The sequence below is a fragment of the Sporomusa sphaeroides DSM 2875 genome, from assembly GCF_001941975.2.
GTDB classification, from domain to species: Bacteria; Bacillota; Negativicutes; order Sporomusales; family Sporomusaceae; genus Sporomusa; species Sporomusa sphaeroides.
This window is the reverse complement of the sequence record NZ_CP146991.1, coordinates 3,640,454-3,660,641: the sequence shown is the minus strand read 5'-3', so window position 1 is coordinate 3,660,641 and position 20,188 is coordinate 3,640,454. Positions and strand designations below refer to the sequence as shown.

The 20,188-nt window shown below is 46.8% G+C and carries 18 protein-coding genes; 15 read left to right on the top strand and 3 right to left on the bottom strand.

The window, feature by feature from the left end:
• Positions 1-85 precede the first annotated feature (85 nt).
• Complete coding sequence (gene panB, locus SPSPH_RS17155) at positions 86-937, top strand: 3-methyl-2-oxobutanoate hydroxymethyltransferase (protein ID WP_075757032.1); 852 nt, start codon at positions 86-88, stop codon at positions 935-937.
• Positions 938-1,041: 104 nt separating this feature from the next.
• Here the strand turns inward: panB and SPSPH_RS17150 are convergent, their stop codons facing one another.
• Genes SPSPH_RS17150 through SPSPH_RS17140 form a run of 3 tightly spaced genes read right to left on the bottom strand, consistent with a single transcriptional unit; the run spans position 1,042 to position 4,888 of the window.
• The gene (locus SPSPH_RS17150; RefSeq protein ID WP_075757033.1) at positions 1,042-2,436 is read right to left on the bottom strand and encodes an FAD-binding oxidoreductase; all 1,395 of its coding nucleotides are present in this window, start codon (positions 2,434-2,436) and stop codon (positions 1,042-1,044) included.
• Entirely contained in the window at positions 2,430-3,731 is a 1,302-nt protein-coding gene (locus SPSPH_RS17145; protein WP_075757034.1) for a (Fe-S)-binding protein, read from the bottom strand. The genes SPSPH_RS17150 and SPSPH_RS17145 overlap by 7 nt, the downstream gene beginning before the upstream one ends.
• On the bottom strand, positions 3,728-4,888 hold the full coding sequence (locus SPSPH_RS17140) for an FAD-binding oxidoreductase (protein WP_075757035.1): 1,161 nt from the start codon (positions 4,886-4,888) through the stop codon (positions 3,728-3,730). Before SPSPH_RS17140 ends, SPSPH_RS17145 begins: the two co-directional genes overlap by 4 nt.
• Positions 4,889-5,386: 498 nt before the next feature.
• Here SPSPH_RS17140 and SPSPH_RS17135 point away from each other — a divergent pair, with 498 nt between their 5' ends.
• From SPSPH_RS17135 to SPSPH_RS17070, 14 genes are all read left to right on the top strand, one after another.
• On the top strand, positions 5,387-6,709 hold the full coding sequence (locus SPSPH_RS17135; RefSeq protein ID WP_233139141.1) for an MFS transporter: 1,323 nt from the start codon (positions 5,387-5,389) through the stop codon (positions 6,707-6,709).
• A 171-nt stretch (positions 6,710-6,880) separates the two neighbouring features.
• Complete coding sequence (locus SPSPH_RS17130; RefSeq protein ID WP_075757036.1) at positions 6,881-8,302, top strand: sigma 54-interacting transcriptional regulator; 1,422 nt, start codon at positions 6,881-6,883, stop codon at positions 8,300-8,302.
• Between the two features lie 168 nt (positions 8,303-8,470).
• Complete coding sequence (locus SPSPH_RS17125; protein ID WP_075757037.1) at positions 8,471-9,475, top strand: glycosyltransferase family 2 protein; 1,005 nt, start codon at positions 8,471-8,473, stop codon at positions 9,473-9,475.
• A gap of 38 nt (positions 9,476-9,513) precedes the next feature.
• Positions 9,514-11,085: an ArnT family glycosyltransferase gene (locus SPSPH_RS17120; protein WP_075757038.1), complete on the top strand. Its 1,572-nt coding sequence runs from the start codon at positions 9,514-9,516 to the stop codon at positions 11,083-11,085.
• The gene (locus tag SPSPH_RS17115) at positions 11,085-12,755 is read left to right on the top strand and encodes an ArnT family glycosyltransferase (protein WP_233139142.1); all 1,671 of its coding nucleotides are present in this window, start codon (positions 11,085-11,087) and stop codon (positions 12,753-12,755) included. Before SPSPH_RS17120 ends, SPSPH_RS17115 begins: the two co-directional genes overlap by 1 nt.
• 26 nt (positions 12,756-12,781) lie before the next feature.
• Positions 12,782-13,474, top strand: coding sequence for a response regulator transcription factor (locus SPSPH_RS17110; protein WP_075757039.1), 693 nt, complete (start codon positions 12,782-12,784; stop codon positions 13,472-13,474).
• A complete protein-coding gene (locus SPSPH_RS17105) occupies positions 13,455-14,750 on the top strand; it encodes a sensor histidine kinase (protein WP_075757040.1) in 1,296 nt (431 codons plus the stop codon). The genes SPSPH_RS17110 and SPSPH_RS17105 overlap by 20 nt, the downstream gene beginning before the upstream one ends.
• A 26-nt stretch (positions 14,751-14,776) precedes the next feature.
• The gene (locus SPSPH_RS17100; protein WP_075757041.1) at positions 14,777-15,208 is read left to right on the top strand and encodes an EamA family transporter; all 432 of its coding nucleotides are present in this window, start codon (positions 14,777-14,779) and stop codon (positions 15,206-15,208) included.
• A 758-nt stretch (positions 15,209-15,966) separates the two neighbouring features.
• Positions 15,967-16,476, top strand: a complete 510-nt coding sequence (locus SPSPH_RS17095) for a V4R domain-containing protein (protein WP_075757042.1) — start codon at positions 15,967-15,969, stop codon at positions 16,474-16,476.
• A gap of 177 nt (positions 16,477-16,653) precedes the next feature.
• The gene (locus SPSPH_RS17090; RefSeq protein WP_075757043.1) at positions 16,654-17,109 is read left to right on the top strand and encodes a hypothetical protein; all 456 of its coding nucleotides are present in this window, start codon (positions 16,654-16,656) and stop codon (positions 17,107-17,109) included.
• Positions 17,110-17,381: 272 nt separating this feature from the next.
• Positions 17,382-17,978: a LysE family translocator gene (locus tag SPSPH_RS17085; protein WP_075757044.1), complete on the top strand. Its 597-nt coding sequence runs from the start codon at positions 17,382-17,384 to the stop codon at positions 17,976-17,978.
• A 5-nt stretch (positions 17,979-17,983) separates the two neighbouring features.
• The gene (locus SPSPH_RS17080; protein WP_075757045.1) at positions 17,984-18,760 is read left to right on the top strand and encodes a helix-turn-helix domain-containing protein; all 777 of its coding nucleotides are present in this window, start codon (positions 17,984-17,986) and stop codon (positions 18,758-18,760) included.
• A gap of 66 nt (positions 18,761-18,826) precedes the next feature.
• Positions 18,827-19,549: a sulfite exporter TauE/SafE family protein gene (locus tag SPSPH_RS17075; protein ID WP_075757046.1), complete on the top strand. Its 723-nt coding sequence runs from the start codon at positions 18,827-18,829 to the stop codon at positions 19,547-19,549.
• Positions 19,550-19,620: 71 nt separating this feature from the next.
• Complete coding sequence (locus tag SPSPH_RS17070) at positions 19,621-20,133, top strand: GNAT family N-acetyltransferase (RefSeq protein ID WP_075757047.1); 513 nt, start codon at positions 19,621-19,623, stop codon at positions 20,131-20,133.
• Positions 20,134-20,188: the final 55 nt, after the last annotated feature.

The following is a 20,188-nucleotide window of genomic DNA, read 5'->3' as shown; positions in this document are numbered from 1 at the left end:
CCATTGTAGGAGCCGTTTATTGTTGGCATGATAATTGCACTATACATAGGGCAGTTAGTCAAAAATAAACAGCGAGGAGATTACTATGGCAAAGAAAACAATTAATGATTTTGCAAAAATGATTGAGAATGGTGAAAAAATCACCTATTTAACAGCTTATGACTATCTTACGGCAAAAATGGTGGAAAAAGCGGGCATCGATATGATTCTGGTGGGCGACTCCCTGGGGATGGTTTGCTTAGGCTATGATACTACTTTCCCGGTCACCATGGACGATATGGTGCGGCATTGCCAGGCAGTCCGCCGTGGCGCTCCCAATACCTTTATTGTTGGCGATATGCCCTACATGTCCTATCAAAAATCGGATGAAGATGCGGTTGCCAATGCCGGCCGGCTGGTAAAAGAGGCGCTGGTTGACGCTATCAAGCTTGAGGGCGGCGGGGAAGCAATTGCCAGCCGGATTAGAGCCATCCAGCAAGCCGGTATCCTGGTTATGGGTCATATCGGTCTGACGCCGCAGCTTATGGGACAAATCGGCGGCTATAAGGCCCAGGGCCGCAGTGCCTCGGCTGCCATGAAAATTGTCCATGAAGCCAAGGCAGTGGAACAGGCAGGCGCTTTCAGTATCCTGATAGAAGGCGTGCCGGCGGTTGTAGGCAAGGCCATTACGGAGAGAGCCGGTGTTCCTATCCTCGGTATTGGCGGCGGTTCTTACACCCACGGCCAACTCTTAATCTATGCCGATATGGTGGGAATGTACGATAATTTTACTCCTAAATTTGTTAAGAAATATGCCAATGTGGGTGAAGTGCTGACAGCGGCCTTTAAACAATACCGTGAGGACGTGATAAAGGGAGAATTCCCTGACGATGCCGAGCATACCTACAAAATGAGTGAAGAAGCAACGAAGGAATTTTTGCTGGCACTGGAAAAGTAGGCTTTATTAGCCTGCCGGGACAGCACCCTAGGGAATAGCATAAAGGTGATACAAACAAGAGCCGTGTTGAAATGTACATTTCAACACGGCTCTTTGTCTGGCGGTTAATGCAGTTTCCCTTCATAAAAGAACATTTTCCCGGGATTGAGGATGCCGAGCGGATCAACGGCCTGCTTGATCTCCCGGCCAATTTTATACCCGGTTGCGCCAGTCTCGGCCCGCAGGTAAGGGGCTTTCGCGCAGCCGATCCCATGCTCGCCGCTGAGCGTGCCGCCAAGTTCCAGGGTAACGATATGCACTTCATCCAAAGCCTGCTCAGCTCTGGCCATCTGTTCCTTGTTGCGTTTATCGAACATAATGGTGGGATGCATGTTCCCATCCCCGGCATGACCCATATTAAAAATAGGCACATCGTATTTTTCCTGAATGGACATAATTTTTTCGACAAGCACAGGCACCAAACTGCGGGGAACGGTTGCGTCTTCGGCAAATTTGCAGGGCGCGACCTGACCGAAGGCCGGATTAATGGAGCGCCGCGCCCGCCACAGATCTTCCGCTTCCTGCGGTGTCTGGGCGATCTTTACTTCAGTTGCCCCGCACTGTTTACAAATCTCGCTTACGCGCCGGGCATTTTCCTCTACGGTTGACAGAACGCCATCCACCTCAATTAACAGCAGGCCGCCCGCTTTGACCGGCAGGCCGATTTTCAAATATTTTTCCACCGACACAATGCTTAAATTATCCATGAGCTCCAGGGTGGTCGGGATGATGCCTGCCGCCATTGTGACGCTGACTGTTTTCGCCGCATCCTCCAGGCGGTCATAGACGGCCATCATGGTTTTCTTTACTGCCGGCAGCGGCACCAGCCGTAAAGTTATGCTGGTAATTACCGCCATGGTTCCTTCCGAACCGGTCAATAACATTGTCCAGTCCGGACCGCACATATCGCCGTCGACGGCATTGCCGGTCTGAATGATGCTGCCGTCAGACAATACGGCTTCCATACCCAGGACAAAATCGCGCGTAATCCCATACTTAACCCCTTTCGGGCCGCCGGCGCATTCGGCAACATTGCCGCCCAGTGTCGACTCTTTCATACTGGACGGGTCAGGCGGGTAGAGCAGGCCGGCGTTGCCGGCAGCCGTAATCAAATCAAAAGTAATGACACCAGGTTGTACGACCGCAATTTTGTTTACTTTGTCAATTTTAAGGATTTGATTTAAGCGGGTCAGCTCCAAGACGATACCGCCCTTTAGCGGAATGGTTCCGCCTGACAGGCAGGTTGCCGCGCCGCGGCAGGTAACCGGAATATTATACCGGGCGGCAAGCTTTACCACTGCGGCAACTTCATCGCGATTGGCCGGCTGGACAACCGCTTCCGGCTTGGCGCTAAGAATGGTTGCATCATTGGAATAGACGATCATATCCTCCGGCTCGCTTAACACATGGGAGTTGCCGACAACAGCCCGCAATTTGTTGAGAACTTCAGGTTTTAGCATGTTTCACCCTCCTTGCCGCCAGCTTCGTAGGCCATACTGATTATCTCGGCAGTATGCAGCACCTTCATGGGACTATGCCGCTGTGTCAGGCCGTCCGTAATATGCATACGGCAGGAGGAACAGCCTGTTATACAATAGTCTGTGCCGGTGTTTGCCGCATTGTCCAGCTTCTTATCATTGATGTGGCGTGAGAGTTCATAATATACCGCACTAAAGCTCCCGCCGGCCCCGCAGCAGCGGCTGGCATCCTTCATTTCCACATACTCAAGTCCTGGGATTGACTGGAGGATTTGACGGGGTTCGGCTGACACCTGCATCCCCCGCACCAGATGGCACGGATCGTGATAAGTTACCTTAAGCGGTACCTTTCCCAGCTTAGTCAGATCACAATGCTGCAGCACAAACTGGGTTATATCCAAAACCTTGCCGGCAACGTTTTGCGAGGCAGCCAGCAGCGGCGAATCACCTAAGATATGCGCATATTCCTCTTTCAGCGCCGCCCCGCAGGAGGCGCAGGCTGTTACAATGTGGTCATATTTTTTTGAACCGATGGCCTGGACATTTTGCTCAGCCAGCACCCGGCCGGTTGCCTCATCCCCGGAGGTAAAGGCCGGTGTACCGCAGCAGCATTGCTCTGCCGGAATTACGACATTCCAGCCATTGGCAGTCAAAATGTTAACAACCGCGTCACCGGTTTGCGGATAAAAATAATTCAGCATACAGCCGGTGAAAAACAATACTGTTCCTTGGCTGTCCGCTTTTTTCGCAGGAATAAATTCCGGCAAACGTGTCCGCAGTGGGCTTACCGTCATATCCGGCATAATCCGCCGCTGGTTCAGACCGGCGCCAGGCAATAAAATCCGGGGAGCCCGCCCGCGGCCGTCAGGCAGCTTTTTGAAGATGACATGCTGAAACAGCGCGCCGGCCCTCAGACAAAGGTCAAAGAGTTTCCGGTAGCGCAGGCCGGTGAAAGCGAGTTTTTTCATGGGCGAAATGCCATTACGCTCTGCCGCCGCAGTTCGTGCTGCCAGGATTACCTTGTCGGTGGCGACACCTGACCCGCAGTGCGTCAGGCAGGCTTTGCAGAACAAGCATTTTTCAAAGCGTTGCTGTACCCCGGCTGTCAGCTCAATGTCGTTTTCCAGCACCGCTTCCAGCAGCCGCGCTTTGCTGCGTGGTGTTGTATTTTCATTATTTTCAGCAAGAAATACCGGGCAGATGGAACGGCAGTTGCCGCACCGGCTGCATTTCACAATTTCCTGTTCGATTAACTGGCGTCTTTCCTGTTTGTTCATTTTGTCACCTCTGCTGCCGGATTGAATATCTGGGCCGGATCCAGCTGTTGTTTAAAATTCTTTTCGATCACAGCCAAAATGCCGCTGCCGCCATCACCATACACCCGCTCATATTTACCGCTTGCCGCTCCGCCAAGGGCGGCAGCTTCTGTTTGCAGTCTGGCGATAAAGCTATTTAGCCGGGAGTCGGTTTTTTCCACATACAGATGGATTTTTCCATTGGCCAGCTGGCCAAAAAGCCCGCCGTTCCAATGAAATTCCGCTAAGGCTGCTGTTACCTTTTCAGCAAATTCACTGATAGCAGGATAGGGAACTTTAAATTCATCAAGCAGCCAGAAGCCTGCTGCCTGCTCCTCCAGCTGTGAGACATCAGGCAGCGCGGTTAGCAAAGCAGCTTTTTCCGCATTACAGGCGATTAATAGCTTGTCAACGGCTGCAGCATAGTCATTGACCTCGGCTGCATTGCCATCCAGTTCAAAGATGATCCGGTGCGCCGCTTGCTGCTGCGCAAAAAGCTGACTGCCGGCTGCCGCGTCGGCCCAGTATAACCAAGCCGGCGGCACAGGCTGCGAGTGCAAGGCGCTGACAAGCCGGTTCACGTCTGCCAGGGAGCTGATGGCGACATCATAACACCGCCGGCAGGCCGGCTGTGGCATAAGCTTCAATACAAAGCGAACACCAACGGCAAAATCGGCATAAGCGCCTGCCAAAAAGCGTGTCAGGTCATAACCGCTTACGTTTTTGATACATTTGCCGCCAACGTCTGTTATTTCTCCATTGGGAAATACATAACTGGAGCCAAGCAAAAAATGTTTACCTGCCCCATATTTCCAGGACGACAAATTCGGGCAGCCCCGATAGACCCACTCGCCGACACTCAGACCAGCCAGATAGGGTGAATCAGCCGGAATAAAGCGCAGCCCTTTGGCAGTTACAAGTTCATTGAGTTCTCTAAGGAGAATTCCCGGTGGTACAATAATCATTAAGTTGTCAACATCGAACTCTTCCACTTCATTCCATTTGCTTAGATCCAGGCTAATACCATAATCACCTGGTTTGCGGTACAGATAGACCGGGTTTTTCTCTTGCTGAGCCTGCCGGAATATGTTTTGGAGCTGTTCGCTGCTGGCAATAGCTACTGTTTTGCTAACATTCATACTGTCCTCCTGCTAATGTGATAAGTACGCTACTCTGACTCATACGTTGCAGCCAGCGTTATCTGAATTTCATATGCAAAAATTGTGCCATACATGGAGGAGGAGTAAGGAGTTTGGTTAGCGCCCGAGCGGGTGGCTGCTTTGCCTGTGTGCCAGTAGCCTTTTTTGTGTGTTGCTGTTATAAAACTTGTTAGACACTAACAGGTTTTATAACAATATTCAGAAAAATATAACATTGATTACAGTAAGAGCAGTGCTAAATTGCTGTAAAAACAAGGGTTTTTGTAACTACTTTGACTCAGTGTAGGTTTGGCACGAAAATTGCAATATATTGTAATTGCTTGCAGGCATTTGTAAAAAAAAGGGGGTATGAGTACGACAATACAGGATATATAAACATTGTACGCCCCGGAAAGACAGAATAATCAAAAAGATTAAAATGTACTAGTGGATTCATTGTAACTAAATTTCCCCGGAAATATATGGAGGTGTACTAATTTGGCTACTATACAGTTGAGCGAAGAACGTGAAAATCAGCTAATGAGTAAAATACGGTGGAAGCTTGTACCGTATGTCATGCTGCTGTACATTGTTGCTATGCTGGACCGGGTTAATATCGGTTTTGCCGCTTTGCAAATGAACAAGGACTTGGGGATCAGTGCAAGCATGTTCGGTATGCTGGCAGGTATTTTCTTTATTACGTATTTCTTTTTTGAAGTTCCCAGTAATGTTATTATGCATAAAGTGGGGGCCCGCAAATGGATTGCCAGAATTCTTATCAGCTGGGGGCTGGTAACTGTTCTGCTGGCATGGGCTCAAAATGTTACCCATGTTGCCATCCTGCGTGGCTTATTAGGGGCTGCTGAGGCGGGTTTTTATCCTTGTATTGTCCTCTATTTTACCTTTTGGTTTCCGACAAAGCATTTTGCCAAAACCATGTCGCTGTTTATGTGCGGTATGGCCCTGGCCAATATCATAGTTGGCCCAATCTCCTCCTGGATTATGGAGAATGTTACCTGGATGGGAATGGCCGGCTGGCGCTGGATGTTCATCCTGGAAGGCTTGCCTGCCGTTATCCTGGGGTTTGTCACCTTGTTTGTCATGGTGGACAGGCCAGACCAGGCCAAATTCCTGACTGCCGAAGAAAAAGCATGGCTGGTTGCGGAATTAGAGCGTGAGCATGTAGCCAAGCAATTAAAAGTCAAAGTCGCCAGTAAGTGGGAAGTATTCAAAAACGGCCGCGTGTGGCACCTGGCCTTCTGCTATCTCTGCTATGTGCTTGCCCTCTATGGTCTTGGCATGTGGATGCCGCAGATATTGAAAGGTTTGGCACAGGCCATGAGTCTGTCCGGTATCGGCCTAATCTCCACCATCCCGTATATATGTGCCATAATCGCCATGGTGTATGTTGCCAAACGGTCTGATGCCACCCAGGAACGCCGGTATCATACAGCCTTGCCGATGGTACTGGCCTTCTTCGGATTGATTGCGCTAACCATGACCAATAATCTGGCAGTCTCTATGCTGCTGTTGTGCATAAGCCAGATGGGCATCTACGCGTTTGTCGGCACCTTCTGGAGCTTGCCGAACATGTACCTGTCAGAAGCAACCGCCGCTGTCGGCATAGCTATTATTAACTCGGTGGGGAACTTGGGCGGTTTCTTCGGGCCCTATATGGTTGGCTTCCTGAAAGATGCCACAGGCTCGACCAATGCCGGCATGTATTTCTTAGCCACCTTCGCTATTCTCTGTACCATTTCGGTGCTGGCAATCCCCAAAAAGGAAGCTGCCGCTGAATCGTTAAAAACTGACAAGAGGTAAGTAGGTAGAACCACTGCCTTTGGCCGGATAATGAAGAAAAACTGCAGCCTGCCCTAAAGCGGGCTGCAGTTTTATTTTAAACGTTTTCCTGAAGTCATGTTATAATGTAAATAAGAGTATGTTTGCAGATGAATGTTGAGTTAAAAAATTTGTAGAGAGGTATGAAATCCTATGCAGATTGACAAGACAGAACTATACACAATCATTTTGGACAACCTGCCCGAAGGCGTCAATGTCGTCAATGCTGAAGGGTATCTCGTTTATGCAAACAAAACATCTGCAAAATATGCCTGTGCCAGCAGTCCGGCCGAGATGATTGGCAAACATATTACCCAGTATTATTCCCGGGCTGCCTTATTAGAAGTTATTAGTACGCAAAAATCTATGCGCGATGTTAAAATTACTCATGCCAATGGCCGCACCTTTATTACTAACGCTTTTCCCGTATATTTCCATGAAACCTTTTTTGGCGGGGTAGCCACTTTTCGTGATATAACCGAGATTGAGGAGCTGTCAAACCGGCTGGAGAGCCTGGAAATTGAACTGATACTCAGTCAGGTGAGCGATATATTTGACGTTTTTATTGGCAAGTCCTACAGCCTGAGAGGGGTTATTGACAAGGCGCAGCGGAGTATTGCCGCTATCGGCGGGCCAAGGCATTCCATAATCCTTGGTGAAACAGGCACAGGCAAAACCATGCTGGCCAAGGCCATGTATTATTTTGCCAAGAAGATTAAGGTAATCAAGCCGGATGCCCCTTTTATTGAAGTGAATTGTGCGCAATTTATTAATTCGGACATTGCTGCCATGGAAGTGTTCGGAACAGAGAAAGGGGCTTATACCGGCTCCATAGATAAACCCGGCTTAGTAGAATTGGCTGACAAAGGGGTTTTATTTTTAGATGAAGCCCACACTTTGGTTCAGCACCAAACGATGTTATTAAAACTGATCGAATCCGGGATGAGCAGGAGAGTGGGGGGAAGAACCGAACGCGAGTTGGATTTGATTATTATTGCAGCATCAAGTAAAGATTTAAAGAAAGAGTTTTTACCGGAATTATATCAACGCCTTGCTCAGTACCAAATTGACATACCGCCGCTGCGTGACCGCAGCAATGAAGAACGGGAATCCCTGCTGAATTTATTTGTAAGCCAGTATATGCTCCGGGCTAAAGAAAGAAACAGTATTGAATTGCAAGTCTCTTTTACCGGTCAGGCCAAAGAAATCATATTGGGTGCAAAATATGAGCGGAATATCCGGCAATTCCGCGATGTCGTGTTTGCGAGCATTGATGCAGCTGCTCCTTTGGTAGGCAGCTTACCGGAGGATGATAAAGAGGTAATCCGGGTACTGGTGCAGGCCATACACATCCCGATGACCATGGTAGAGTCGAATTTATGGCAGCAACAAAGCACAAAAGTGGACAGAGATATTGATGATATCATTGATGCCAAAATTATAAGCCTCCACAAAACAGGACTGGGACCGCGTAAAATTGCTGCAGAATTACAGAAACAAGGGTATCATATAGAATACTATCGTGTTGCCTACAAACTGACAAAGCTAAAAAAAGAATCAGTTAGTAGTAATTAAATTTTGGTATACTTGATCTAAAGGAAGACGACCTGAAGCGATATCGCTTCAGGTCGTCTTCCTTTTATTACTTGCAAATTTGCTTTTTCATACTATTTTCAGAATGGCCTGCTAGACTCGGTTTTGAAGAAGGACATATTGATATTCATAGATAAGGTGGCGAGATAAATGAAGCTAATCTCAATAGTTGTACCTGTTTTTAATGAGCAGGAAAATGTGCAGATGTTTTATCAGGAAATATGTAAATATCTGGATCCTCTGGGCTATGCCTATGAACTGATTTTTATTGATGACGGCTCAGGGGACGATACCGCCAGGATACTTAAACTGCTGGCACAACAGGATACCAGGGTTAAGGCGGTTTTTCTGGCCCGCAATTTTGGGCATCAGGTGGCATTAACCTGCGGACTTGATTATGCCGGCGGTGATGCGGTGATCACTATGGACGGCGACCTGCAGCATCCGCCGGAGCTGGTGCCGCTGCTGCTGCAGAAATGGGAAGAGGGTTTCGAAGTGGTGCAAACCATTCGTGTAGATACGGCCGGTGTCTCCGGATTTAAGAAGTTTACCTCCGGCATGTTCTACCGGTTGATGAATGCCATGTCTGATGTTCATATTGCGGCAGGCGGTTCAGATTTCCGCCTGCTTGACAGAAAGGTAGTGCAAACCTTTCAACGTTTTAAAGAACAGGCCCGGTTTATCCGCGGCATTATCGGCGATATGGGTTACCGGCAGGCCCAGGTGAAGTTTGTGGCACCTGAACGATTTGCCGGTAAGTCCAAGTTTTCGCCCAAGAAGATGCTTTCTTTTGCCCTTGACGGTATTACGGCCTATTCAAAACTGCCTTTGCGTTTCGCTTTTTATCTTGGTCTGCTGCTGGGGCTGTTGAGTTTTGGTTTGACGCTGGATGTGGTGTATACGCGATTGTTTACGGCCGGTGCCGTGCCGGGCTGGGCCACGATAACTGCCAGCATATTGCTGCTGGGCGGCGTTCAACTGGTAGGACTCGGGATCATCGGTGAATATATCGGGCGCATTTTTGAGGAGGTTAAACAGCGGCCGTTGTACTGGGTACGTGCTGAGCTGATTTCCGGACAACGCCGCGGCCATAATAATATGAAATACCACCAGCACAATGATAACTGTTTCCCGTCGGTGAGGTTGCAGCGGTGAGCCGAGAAGGCTTACCGGCATAGAAAGGGACAATTGCTATGATGACAAATAAAAAAGTTTGGTTCTCGCTGCTGATCATTCTTTGTACGGCCGGTATACTCATGTTTGCTTTTCTGGGAACACATCCCCTGATGGACCCGGACGAGCCGGTGTATGCCGAGACCGCCAGAGAAATGCTGCAATCCCAGGATTTTATTTCTCCCCGCATTTACGGTGATTTCTGGTACGACAAGCCGCCGCTGTATTACTGGCTGGTGGCAGCGGCCTTCAAATTTTTTGGCATGAGTGAATTTGCCGCCCGCTTTCCTTCGGCTGTTTTTGCGGTAGGCGGTGCTGTGCTTGTCTATGTATCGGGCCGGAAGCTGTTTAATGAACGGGCCGGTCTGCTTGCCGCGCTGGTGCTGGTCACCAGCCTGGAATATTTTTACCTTGGCAACGCTGCTGTTACCGATATGTCGCTGACCTTTTTTCTGACGGCGGCCTTGCTGGCGTTTTTGCACCGGCAATATTATCTGCTGTTTGGCTTTGCCGCGCTTGCCGTGCTGACCAAAGGTCCGGTTGCCCTTTTCTTTTGTGGTGTAATTATTCTATTGTATCAGGTTTTTACAGGGAACGTAAAAATACTAAAGACCATGAAAGTGGTCAGGGGGAGTCTGCTTTTTGCTGCCATTGCCCTGCCGTGGTATGCAGCAATGTACTCTTTCCATGGAATGGACTTTATTGACACCTTCTTAGGGTTTCATAATGTAACCCGCTTTTTGCAGCCTGAGCATACGGCAGGTGCAGTCTGGTACTACTATATTCCGGTACTGATTCTGGGCTTCTTCCCGTGGTCGGCTTTTCTGGCGCAGGCCTTGTTTACGGGGCTTAAGGAAAAAGGGGAGTATTACAATACTTGTGTTTTCCTGATTATATGGGCGGCAGTCGTGTTCATGTTTTTCTCCATATCACAGACCAAACTGGTCTCATATATCCTGCCGATGTATCCCCCCTTAGCCTTGCTGACCGGCTATTATTTTGACAAAATATGGGCCGGTCAGCAGTATCGGGCCTTAAACGCCGCTGCTGTCATTTTTGGCATGGCGGCCGTGTTCCTGATTACCGGCCTGTTTTATGCCGGGGCAGGGGTAGTGGTGGAATTGCTGCCTTCTGTCAAAATAATGGCAGTGCTGTTAGCCTTGCTGGCGGTTTTCGTTTTATTTCAGAGCGTTCGTCATAACTTCCGTGCCGTATTTACTGCCCATGTCCTGGGAATGATGCTGTTCTTAGCTTTGTTAATGACGCACACTCTGCCTGTTATTACACCTGAATTTTCGGTAAAGTCGTTTGTCGATGAATTTAATCAGCATTATGACCGGCAGGCTCCGGTTTATGTCGAAAAATTTTACCGGCCCGGCTTCCTGTATTACAGCGGTATGGCTGGTATTGAATTAAGCCGGGAGGATTTGCAGGCGGTCGCAGCCGGTAAAAACGCGTACCTGGTTATGAAAAAGAACAATTATGAGAAACTGTCTCCGGAAATTCAGGCACAATTTCAAGTGCTTGTTATTCAAGCCGATAAAGTGCTTTTATTTCATGAAAACAATTACCGCATTCTCGGAGAGGATTAATGGAAATGAAACTATCCGGCGACGCAAATAGGTTTGTGGCTTCCAGGAAGCTGTATTTGACTATATTTCTAATTTCGTTTTTAGGCTATATGTTTTTTAACCAGGCCATTCCTATTACCGATCCGGTGGAGTCCAACTATGCGCTTACCGCCAAGGAAATGGTATTGTCGGCAGACTGGGTATCACCCAGAATCTATGGCAATGTCTGGTTTGACAAGCCGGTATTTTTCTACTGGCTTACGGCCATGGCCTTTCAACTTTTTGGCTTTTCCGAATGGGCAGCGCGTTTGGTGCCCGCCTTTTTTGCCGCTGTTGGCTTGGTTATGCTATACTGGTTTACAATGAAAACAACCAAGCCAACAGTGGCACTTTTGGCGGTGGTGATTATGGGGACCTCTTTTGAATATATCATTCTGGCAAAGCTGGTCATTACCGACATGGTGTTCTTTGTGTTTAACAGTGCTGCCCTGGTATTTTTTTATCTGGGATATGTGAACAGGGCGCAGGCCGGGCGCTGGTATCTTGCCATGTATGCCGGCGTGGCTTTGGCCGTACTGACCAAAGGGCCGGTTGGCGCTTTGCTGCCCGGTCTGGTCGTGCTGCTGTTTATCGGCGTACAGCGCGATTGGGCGCAAGTGAAGGCATTGTTTACACCGGCCGGTATTTTCCTTTTTGCCGCTCTGACGCTGCCCTGGTATGGCGCGATGTATGCTCTGCACGGAACAGAGTTTATCGATACCTTTTTCGGTGTGCACAACTATCTTCGCGCTACCGTTTCCGAACATCCGAAGGATAATGTCAGTTATTATTATCTTGGAGTGTTTGTGCTCAGCATGCTGCCCTGGTCTGCTTTGACCATCAAAGCTGTGCTGCAGGGCTGGCAGGACCGGCGGTCCCAGGCTTCCCCGCTGCCGGTATTCCTTTTTCTGTGGATAGCCGCTTACTTTGGCTTTTATTCGCTGATGGCTACCAAATATCTGACCTATACGTTTCCGATACTGTTTCCCCTGGCAATGCTGACAGCCGTTCAGCTTGAGCGAATGCTGGCACAGAATGAGGCAGCAGCCATTCTTCGCTGGGCGGGAATTCCAGTGGTACTGCTGCTGTTTGTTTATATGCTTGCCGCCTATCGCTATCTGGCGGGGTGGGAATTTGGCCTGACTGCCGTCTGCCTATCGCTGCTCCTGCTGTTTAGTGTGTGGACAGCAAAAAACAAGGGGGCGGCCGGTGTTTTCAAGCTGCTTTGCCTGTGCCAGCTGGGGTCATATATCATACTTTCCCTGTTTATATTTCCTGCCATAGCGGCAACCCGTTCAGGCAAAGACATGGCGGACAGTATGAGCGCCCTTGGTGAGAAAAAAATAGGGATGTATCAGTTTTACAGCACCTCGGCTGTTTTTTATAGCGGCCATACCGCGGTGAAGCTTACCACGGCGGCTGCAGCGTCTTCGCGTCAGCCGGAAGCGCTGGACTGGTCAAGCAAATACACCATGCCGAGCCAGGATTTACCCGAGTTTTTGGGGCAGCCTCAGCCGGCGGCAAGTCTGATTATCGTACAGGACAAGCAAAAGGTCCCGTTTCTGCTGGAGGCAGCTAATTTTGATTATCAATTGTTAACAAGCAGCGGCGGAGTATCTTATTATTCAATCATCAAGCAGCAGTGTCGCTGATCTTGGAGAAAGGAAGGGGTGCCGGAATGAGAGTATTGCTTGCAGAAGACGACAAAAAGCTGGGAAAGTTAATCAAGCATATGCTGGAAAAGTCCGGGATACAGGTTGACTGGGTGTTGAATGGGGATATGGCGCTGGAGTATGCGCTTTACGATCCCTATGACGTCATTGTCCTGGATTGGATGATGCCCGGACAATCTGGTATTGCCGTCTGTGACCAGCTGCGAAAACACGGCTATCAGGGAGCTGTTTTAATGCTGACGGCAAAAGACGCCCTTGATGACCGGGTACTGGGACTGGATACGGGAGCTGATGATTATTTTGTCAAGCCTTTTGAATTTGCGGAACTGCTGGCCAGACTCCGGGCCTTAGCCAGACGCAGCCGGGCGCGGTTAATGGAAGATATCCTGCAAGTGGGCAGCTTAGTCTTCAATGGCTTGACGCACTGTGTGCGGCGGGGAGATACCGAGGTACAGTTTACCAGCCGTGAATTTCAACTGCTTGATCTGCTGGTCCGCAATCAGGAGCGCGTACTTCCGCGCGAAGTTATTTTAGAGCGCGTCTGGGGCTTGGAGACAGATGTGTCTTCCAATAACCTGGATGCTTATGTCCGGCTGCTGCGGCGAAAACTCAGCCCATTTGAAGATACGGTCGTTATCCAAACCATTCGTGGCATAGGCTATAAGCTGGAGGTGCAAGATGTTTGCCAGAATCCGTAACCGGCTAACTCTGCGCTATGCGCTGGTTATGATGCTGCTGATGATGGCCTTTATTATCGTAAGTTCTGCCGGGTTGCTTTGGATCCTGTATCAGGAGGAAAGACAGGACCTGCGTTCTTTCGCGGCAGAAGAGGCCAGAGAGCAAGCCGGGATATACAAAGAAAAAAAATCTTTTTTTCAGTTGCCGGCAAAGGAAACTGAGGATACCGATCACGGTGCAAAGATATTTTACTATGTTTTCGATCCCAATCAGCAGCTGGCTGCGGCCGAGGAGCCACCGCCTGCCATTCGCAGCGGTGTATTGCGCTTTATCCACAATTGGGACGCAGCCGACGGAGAAGTTGAACTGAAGAAATTTCGCCTTGCTGATGGCGACAGAGCGGTAGTCATATTATGCGGCATGAAAATATATGACGGCTCTGAAATGGTAGGCACTGTTTTTGTGGGGGAAGATATCAGCGCTTATTATCACATGCTGAAAATGTTGTTGCTGATGATGGTCGTGATTTCTGTTATTTTTCTGACCATCGCCGCCTTTGCCGGGCACCTGCTGGCAGGGAAGGCAATGATTCCCATTAAACAGGCTTTTTTCCGGCAGCGTGAATTTGTCGCCGATGCTTCCCATGAACTGCGTACGCCTCTCAGTGTCCTTCAGCTCTCCGTGGAGGCGGTGCAGAACGATAATGACCAAAAGCTATCCTCCTTTTCCATCCAAGTGCTTGATGACATGAACAGTGAAATCCGCAGAATGACCAAACTGGTAACCGACTTATTAACCCTGGCGCGGGCAGATGTCGGGGCAACCAATATTATCAAAGAAAAATTCGACTTGGCTGCTGTGGCGGAGACGCTTATTCGTTCCCTGCAGCCGTTAGCGGTGGTGAAAGCAGTCAATTTGGAAAGGCGCGGTGAAGAGACGCTGCCCATTATGGCCGATTGCGAAAGAATAAGCCAATTGCTTTTGATTTTGCTTGATAATGCCATCAAATATAGCCCTGCCGGCGGTAAGGTGGATATCTTGCTCACAAGGGCGGCGACACCGAAGCCAGCGATTACGATTGCTGTAAGCGATACGGGGGAAGGGATTGCGGAAAATGACCGGCAGCTGATTTTCGAACGCTTTTACCGCGTGGATAAGGCAAGGTCGCGGGAAGAGGGCGGTACCGGTCTTGGTCTGGCTATCGCCAAGTGGATTGTGGATGTCCATGGCGGGAAAATAAGGGTGGAAAGCACTCCGGGGAAAGGGAGTTCCTTTATTGTTACTTTACCTGGGTAATTGTTGTCATAAGGGAGAGGAGTTACGTGGAGAATCTTTGGCTGGTTTTTGGGCTGTTATCGGCTGTCACGGCAGCGTTAGTGGCGATATTTGGCAAAATCGGCCTGCAATCGGTCGATGCTAATGCCGCTACGGCGATACGGTCGGTCATTATGGCGGTATTTTTGCTTGCTGTTGTTGTTTTCCAGGGAACGTTGAAGGAAATTCCGGCAATTCTTGCTGACAAAAAGGCCATAACCTATATAGCCCTCAGTGGCGTTGCCGGAGCACTGTCCTGGTTGTTCTATTTCCTGGCCCTCAAGTTCGGTAAGGTATCCCAGGTTGCGCCCATTGACAAGCTGAGCGTCGTAATTGCCACAATTCTCGCAGCTGCTTTATTGGGCGAAAAAGTCAGTATTTTAGCTGGTGTCGGCGTGGCTTTGATTGCCTTGGGAGCAATGCTTGTCGCATTAGGATAATACCCTTAGCCTGTTCAGGTGTTATTATAACTAGGGGATGACTAATCGGTCCTTGGGGAGGAAGAGAAATTCATGGATTTACAGTCTAAGTGGTGAATGAATTTTACGGCAAATCGTTTTCGCACAGCCTGACGTCTCTTTGCATCTGAAATACGAAATAATTGAGAAATACCCCGAATTCGGATAGTGCGAATTTCGGGGTATCTTTTTATTATGTAACATAACACTTCTCTTTTCAATGCCCACTATAATCATATTGGTTCTTGGATACGTTGTCGGTAGAATCAACAGGAAAGTAGGGAAATTTAATTCTACCGTCTGTATAATCTGGAGTCTTTTTGATTATATCAGGCAACAAAAAAGCCGGGACAGGATGGCTATCCTGCATCGGTTGACCCGGACGGAAAGAGGGACTAGAACCAAGAAATGGAGAGATGGTCATGACATAAGGTGGTGAGCCAGTATACGCCGGAGATAGGGTATAAATTCGAATGCTGGTATAACTTGGACGGTATGTTTTTATGAGAGTGGTCTAATTGAAACATAGTATCAGCAATGATAAGCTATTTTTAACAAAAAATCCCTCTAATGCTTTAATACTTGGACTGATGTCGGTTCTACAGCCGGTTAGAACGGGAGGGATTTTCTATCAATACAGTTGATGTTTGAAAAACGGTTATTTTCTCTGCATTAGCAAGACCGTTGGTGAAATTGCCGCACCGTACTTCAGGATATGACATGATGAAAGGACGATTTCAATGAGAAAATATCAGTTTAATTGGGATTTACTTGGTAATATGAACGACAGACCGAATTTAGGAACACAAGTTGAGCTGGAGACATACCGGCTGATGCAGTTTACCCTGCGAGATGTGTTGGAGAGAGACTACGGTACGGAGAACACAGATGCTATTTTTTTTAAAGCCGGCAAACTGGCCGGAACTGAATTTTATCAGCAATATATTTACCCGGTAACTTCTATTGATGAATTTATCAGTAAAACGCAAAGCATTCTGAAGGAAAAACGTATAGGTATTTTAAAAATTGAGGAAGCTCTGCTTGAACAAGGCAGGGTTGTGCTGACAATTGATGAGGATATAGATTGTTCCGGTCTCTCAGAGCTAGACTATGAAACGTGCATTTATGACGAGGGCTTTATTTCGGCTCTATTTGAAAGTTGTACCCAAAAATCATGGCGGGCAAAAGAAATTGATTGCTGGTGCACAGGAGCAAGGACTTGCCGTTTCCTGGTTACGGAAGTCAAGTAATCTCCGAGATAAGGTCAACGATTTCTATGGTAATCAGACTGAGGATCAGGTGCTGGTCGAAATCAGCAAGGTGTTGAACAAACAGTTGCAGCATCCGATATGTTGGGCCGGTATGGCGGGCGAAGAATGTTTGGCCGTGTTTCTGGGTACGAGAGTTGATAGAGGAAGGAGAAAACAGTGAGAAACTGGATACCAAAATCGGAAGCATTAAAAAAAGCAGAGGTATCTGCTTTTGACGCGAAACGCTATTTGTCTAGCATTTCGCAGTTTGTTCCCTCTGATTGCGCCCTGATGCAAGGCGGCGCGGTTTCGTGGCGTGTGCCGGAGATTTTAAGAAATTTCAAAAAGATGGAGGAAAGCGGATTATCATTAGAACAGATCGAACAGACAATTGCCAGCCATCTTGCCCTGGGCGGACAGCCTGGTGCCGGGCCCGCAGTTAAGCCGGAACATCCTTCTGTAATGATTGAGGTAAACAAGCTGCTGCCTTTGCTGCTTTTAATACAGCAGGTGACGGAAAACCAGGAGAATATGGATAGTGAAATTGTAAAGCTGGTTCAGTTGATTGAGGAAAAATTGATGGAGCTGCAATTCCGCATTGACAAATTGGAACAAACGGCAGACTTGAAGTAATGCCAGCAGGGAAAGGGCTTTTAGTTTCAATTCTTAAGTTCTGATCTTCGAAAGAAGCAAAGGCTGCTGGGACTCCAACGGACTACCAGCACTATTCAAGAGAATATAGCATACATATAAGAAGGAAAACGGCTCATCTATTTTGGCTCAAAGATGGATGAGCCGTTATATTAATTACTTGCCGGGCTGATGCAGCCTTGCAATAATATACTATCTCATCAACTTTACTTGATATATAATTCATGATATTAACTTTCGGAGGAGCTTATATCATGAACATTACATCTTTTTTACTATACTGCGTTATTGTAACCTTTACACCTGGACCTACCAATATTGTTATATTGTCTACGGTGCAGGGATTTGGAATAAAAAAAGCTATGGAATATTCGTATGGAGCAACCATTGCCTTTGGGACCCTACTTACCATCTCCGCCATATTAAATACCATGCTTGTGGCCGTAATACCGAAACTATTGATTGTGATGCAGATAATAGGAACTCTTTATATTTTGTATTTGGCATATCAGATATACAAAATGGACACATCAGGGTCAATTGAAAAACAAGTTGCAACATTTAGGTCGGGATTTATCATGCAGTTTGTCAATCCCAAGGTAGTGTTATTTGCCATGACGGTAGTTCCCGGTTTTGTTATGCCATACTACACTGAACCCTATTTATTAGCAATATTTGTTGCGATTATCACTGCTATTGGCTTTTTAGCATTTGTCACCTGGGTGCTTTTCGGGGCGATTTTCAAGGAAATCTTGCTGAAATATCAAAAACTGGTTAATGTAAGTATGGCACTTTTTCTGATATATTCTGCTATAATGGGCTCAGGATTGGTTGAGCTTATTGGGAGGTGAGGGACGTGGAGCGATTCATATATAAAAAATCATCAGATATTACTGCACTATCAGCTAGCTTTACAGATTTCACATATAAAAAGCATTGTCATGAGGAATACGCTTTAGGTGTAACCCTGCGCGGCATTCAAGAGTATAATTTAGATGGCAGTTTCCATGCCTCATATGAGAATGGTGTTATGCTCTTTAATCCTGAACAGGTGCATGATGGTAGAGCACATGATAGTTCGGGTCTTGATTATGTTATGCTATATATTGAGCCGAAACTGTTTTTGGATATATTAGGCAAAAAGGATATGGTTCGGTTTGCGTCCCCGGTCGTCTATAGTCAGGTTCTTAGGAATAGTATCCTAAATCTTTCAAATGCAATTCAGAGTGAAGATGATGAAGCCTTGTGCAGTGAACTGCTCCTATCTCTCATAGATACCATTAATCCAACTAATATCTTTACAGATTATAAAAGAGATAATAAGCTGGTTAACAAAGCAAAAGAAATGATTTATTCTAAATTAGAAGGTGTAATGAGCCTTGATGAAATATGCAAAGAAGTTTCTTTGTCAAAATTTCAGTTTATCAGGTTGTTTAAAGCTAATACCGGAACTTCACCATATCAGTATTTTATCTTTTGTAAAGTAAATCGTGCCAAGCAGTTACTAGAAAAAAGCAAGGATATTTATTCAGTTGTAGCAGAATGTGGATTTGTTGATCTATCTCACTTAAATAAGTATTTCAAAAGAATCTATGGAATAACAGCGTTTGAATATAAGTCGCATTTGAATTAGAATAACAGCGAACAATGCCAAAGAAGTACAAGATAGTCATCCCGGAACTTGGAGGAAGAGAAATTCATGGATTATATCATTATTTTTTTGATTATCTGCTTTGCTTCATTTATACAGTCAATAACGGGATTTGGGTTTGCGGCAGTAAGCGCCCCCTTGCTGCTGTTGTATATAAATCCTAATTATGTTGTGGGATTAACGGTTTTTGGCGCTTTAGTATCTAATTTTTGGGTTATGTATAAAACAAAAGGCAAATCAGACCCCAAGCTTGTATGGCCGATGTTTGCTGCCAGTCTTGTTGGCATTTTGCCAGGGGTATACCTGCTTACGATAGTAGATGCGGCTGTCCTTAAATTATACATTGGCATTCTGGTTTTGCTTATGGCGGCATTTATGGCAGGCAATTATGTAATTAAAGTTAAAAGGATAAAGCTTGCAGCCATTTTGGTTGGAATTGTAAGCGGTTTTCTGGGAGGGTCAACAAGTCTCAACGGCCCCCCTGTTGCTTTATTTTTTATGAATCAACAGCAGGAAAAAGAAACTTTGCGCACAAATATAGTACATTACTTTTGCCTTGCCAATATTGCAACACTTATCATCATGTATTTAATGAAAACATTAGACCTCAATGCCTTTAGAGAGAGTATTTACGTTGTTCCGGCAGTTTTACTCGGGGCATGGCTGGGAGAAAAGGTTTTTGTAAAAATTAGTAAGAGTGTTTTTCGCAAGGTTTCGATAACGATTATCTTTTTGTGTGGTGTAATTAGTATTATTAATGGGATAACATAAAGTTTCAAAAATTCGAGAAAGAAGCCGGTTAACATGTAGAATCCAAATTTATTGTGAAAGGAACTGAAAGAATGATCAGGGAAGCAACCGAAAAAGATTTAATGGACATTCTGGAAATTTATAATGATGCTATACTAAACACCACTGCTGTCTATGACTATCAGGCTCATACGCTGGCAGACCGGACACAATGGTATGAACAGAAGAAGCAGGCTGGCTATCCGTTGTTAGTATTTGAGAAACATGGTAAAGTGGCTGCATTTGCTACCTTTGGCCCCTTTAGACCCTGGCCGGCATATAAATACACCATAGAACATTCGGTATATGTGCATGAGAACTATAGAAAAGAGGGGCTTGCAACAAAATTAATGCAGGAGCTAATAAAAATTGCCAATGAAAGAGAATACGCAACACTTGTTGCCGGAATTGATGCAGCAAATGAAAGCAGCATAAAAATGCATGAGAAGCTGGGCTTTACATTTTCGGGTGTAATTAAAAAAGCAGGCTTTAAATTTGATAAATGGCTGGATCTTGCTTTTTATCAATTAGAATTGAAAGGACCCCAAGCACCTGTAGAAGGCTAGAGGAAGCAAGGGGACGTTCATTTTGCTTCTTTGATTTTTACTCCCCCCATTGAGT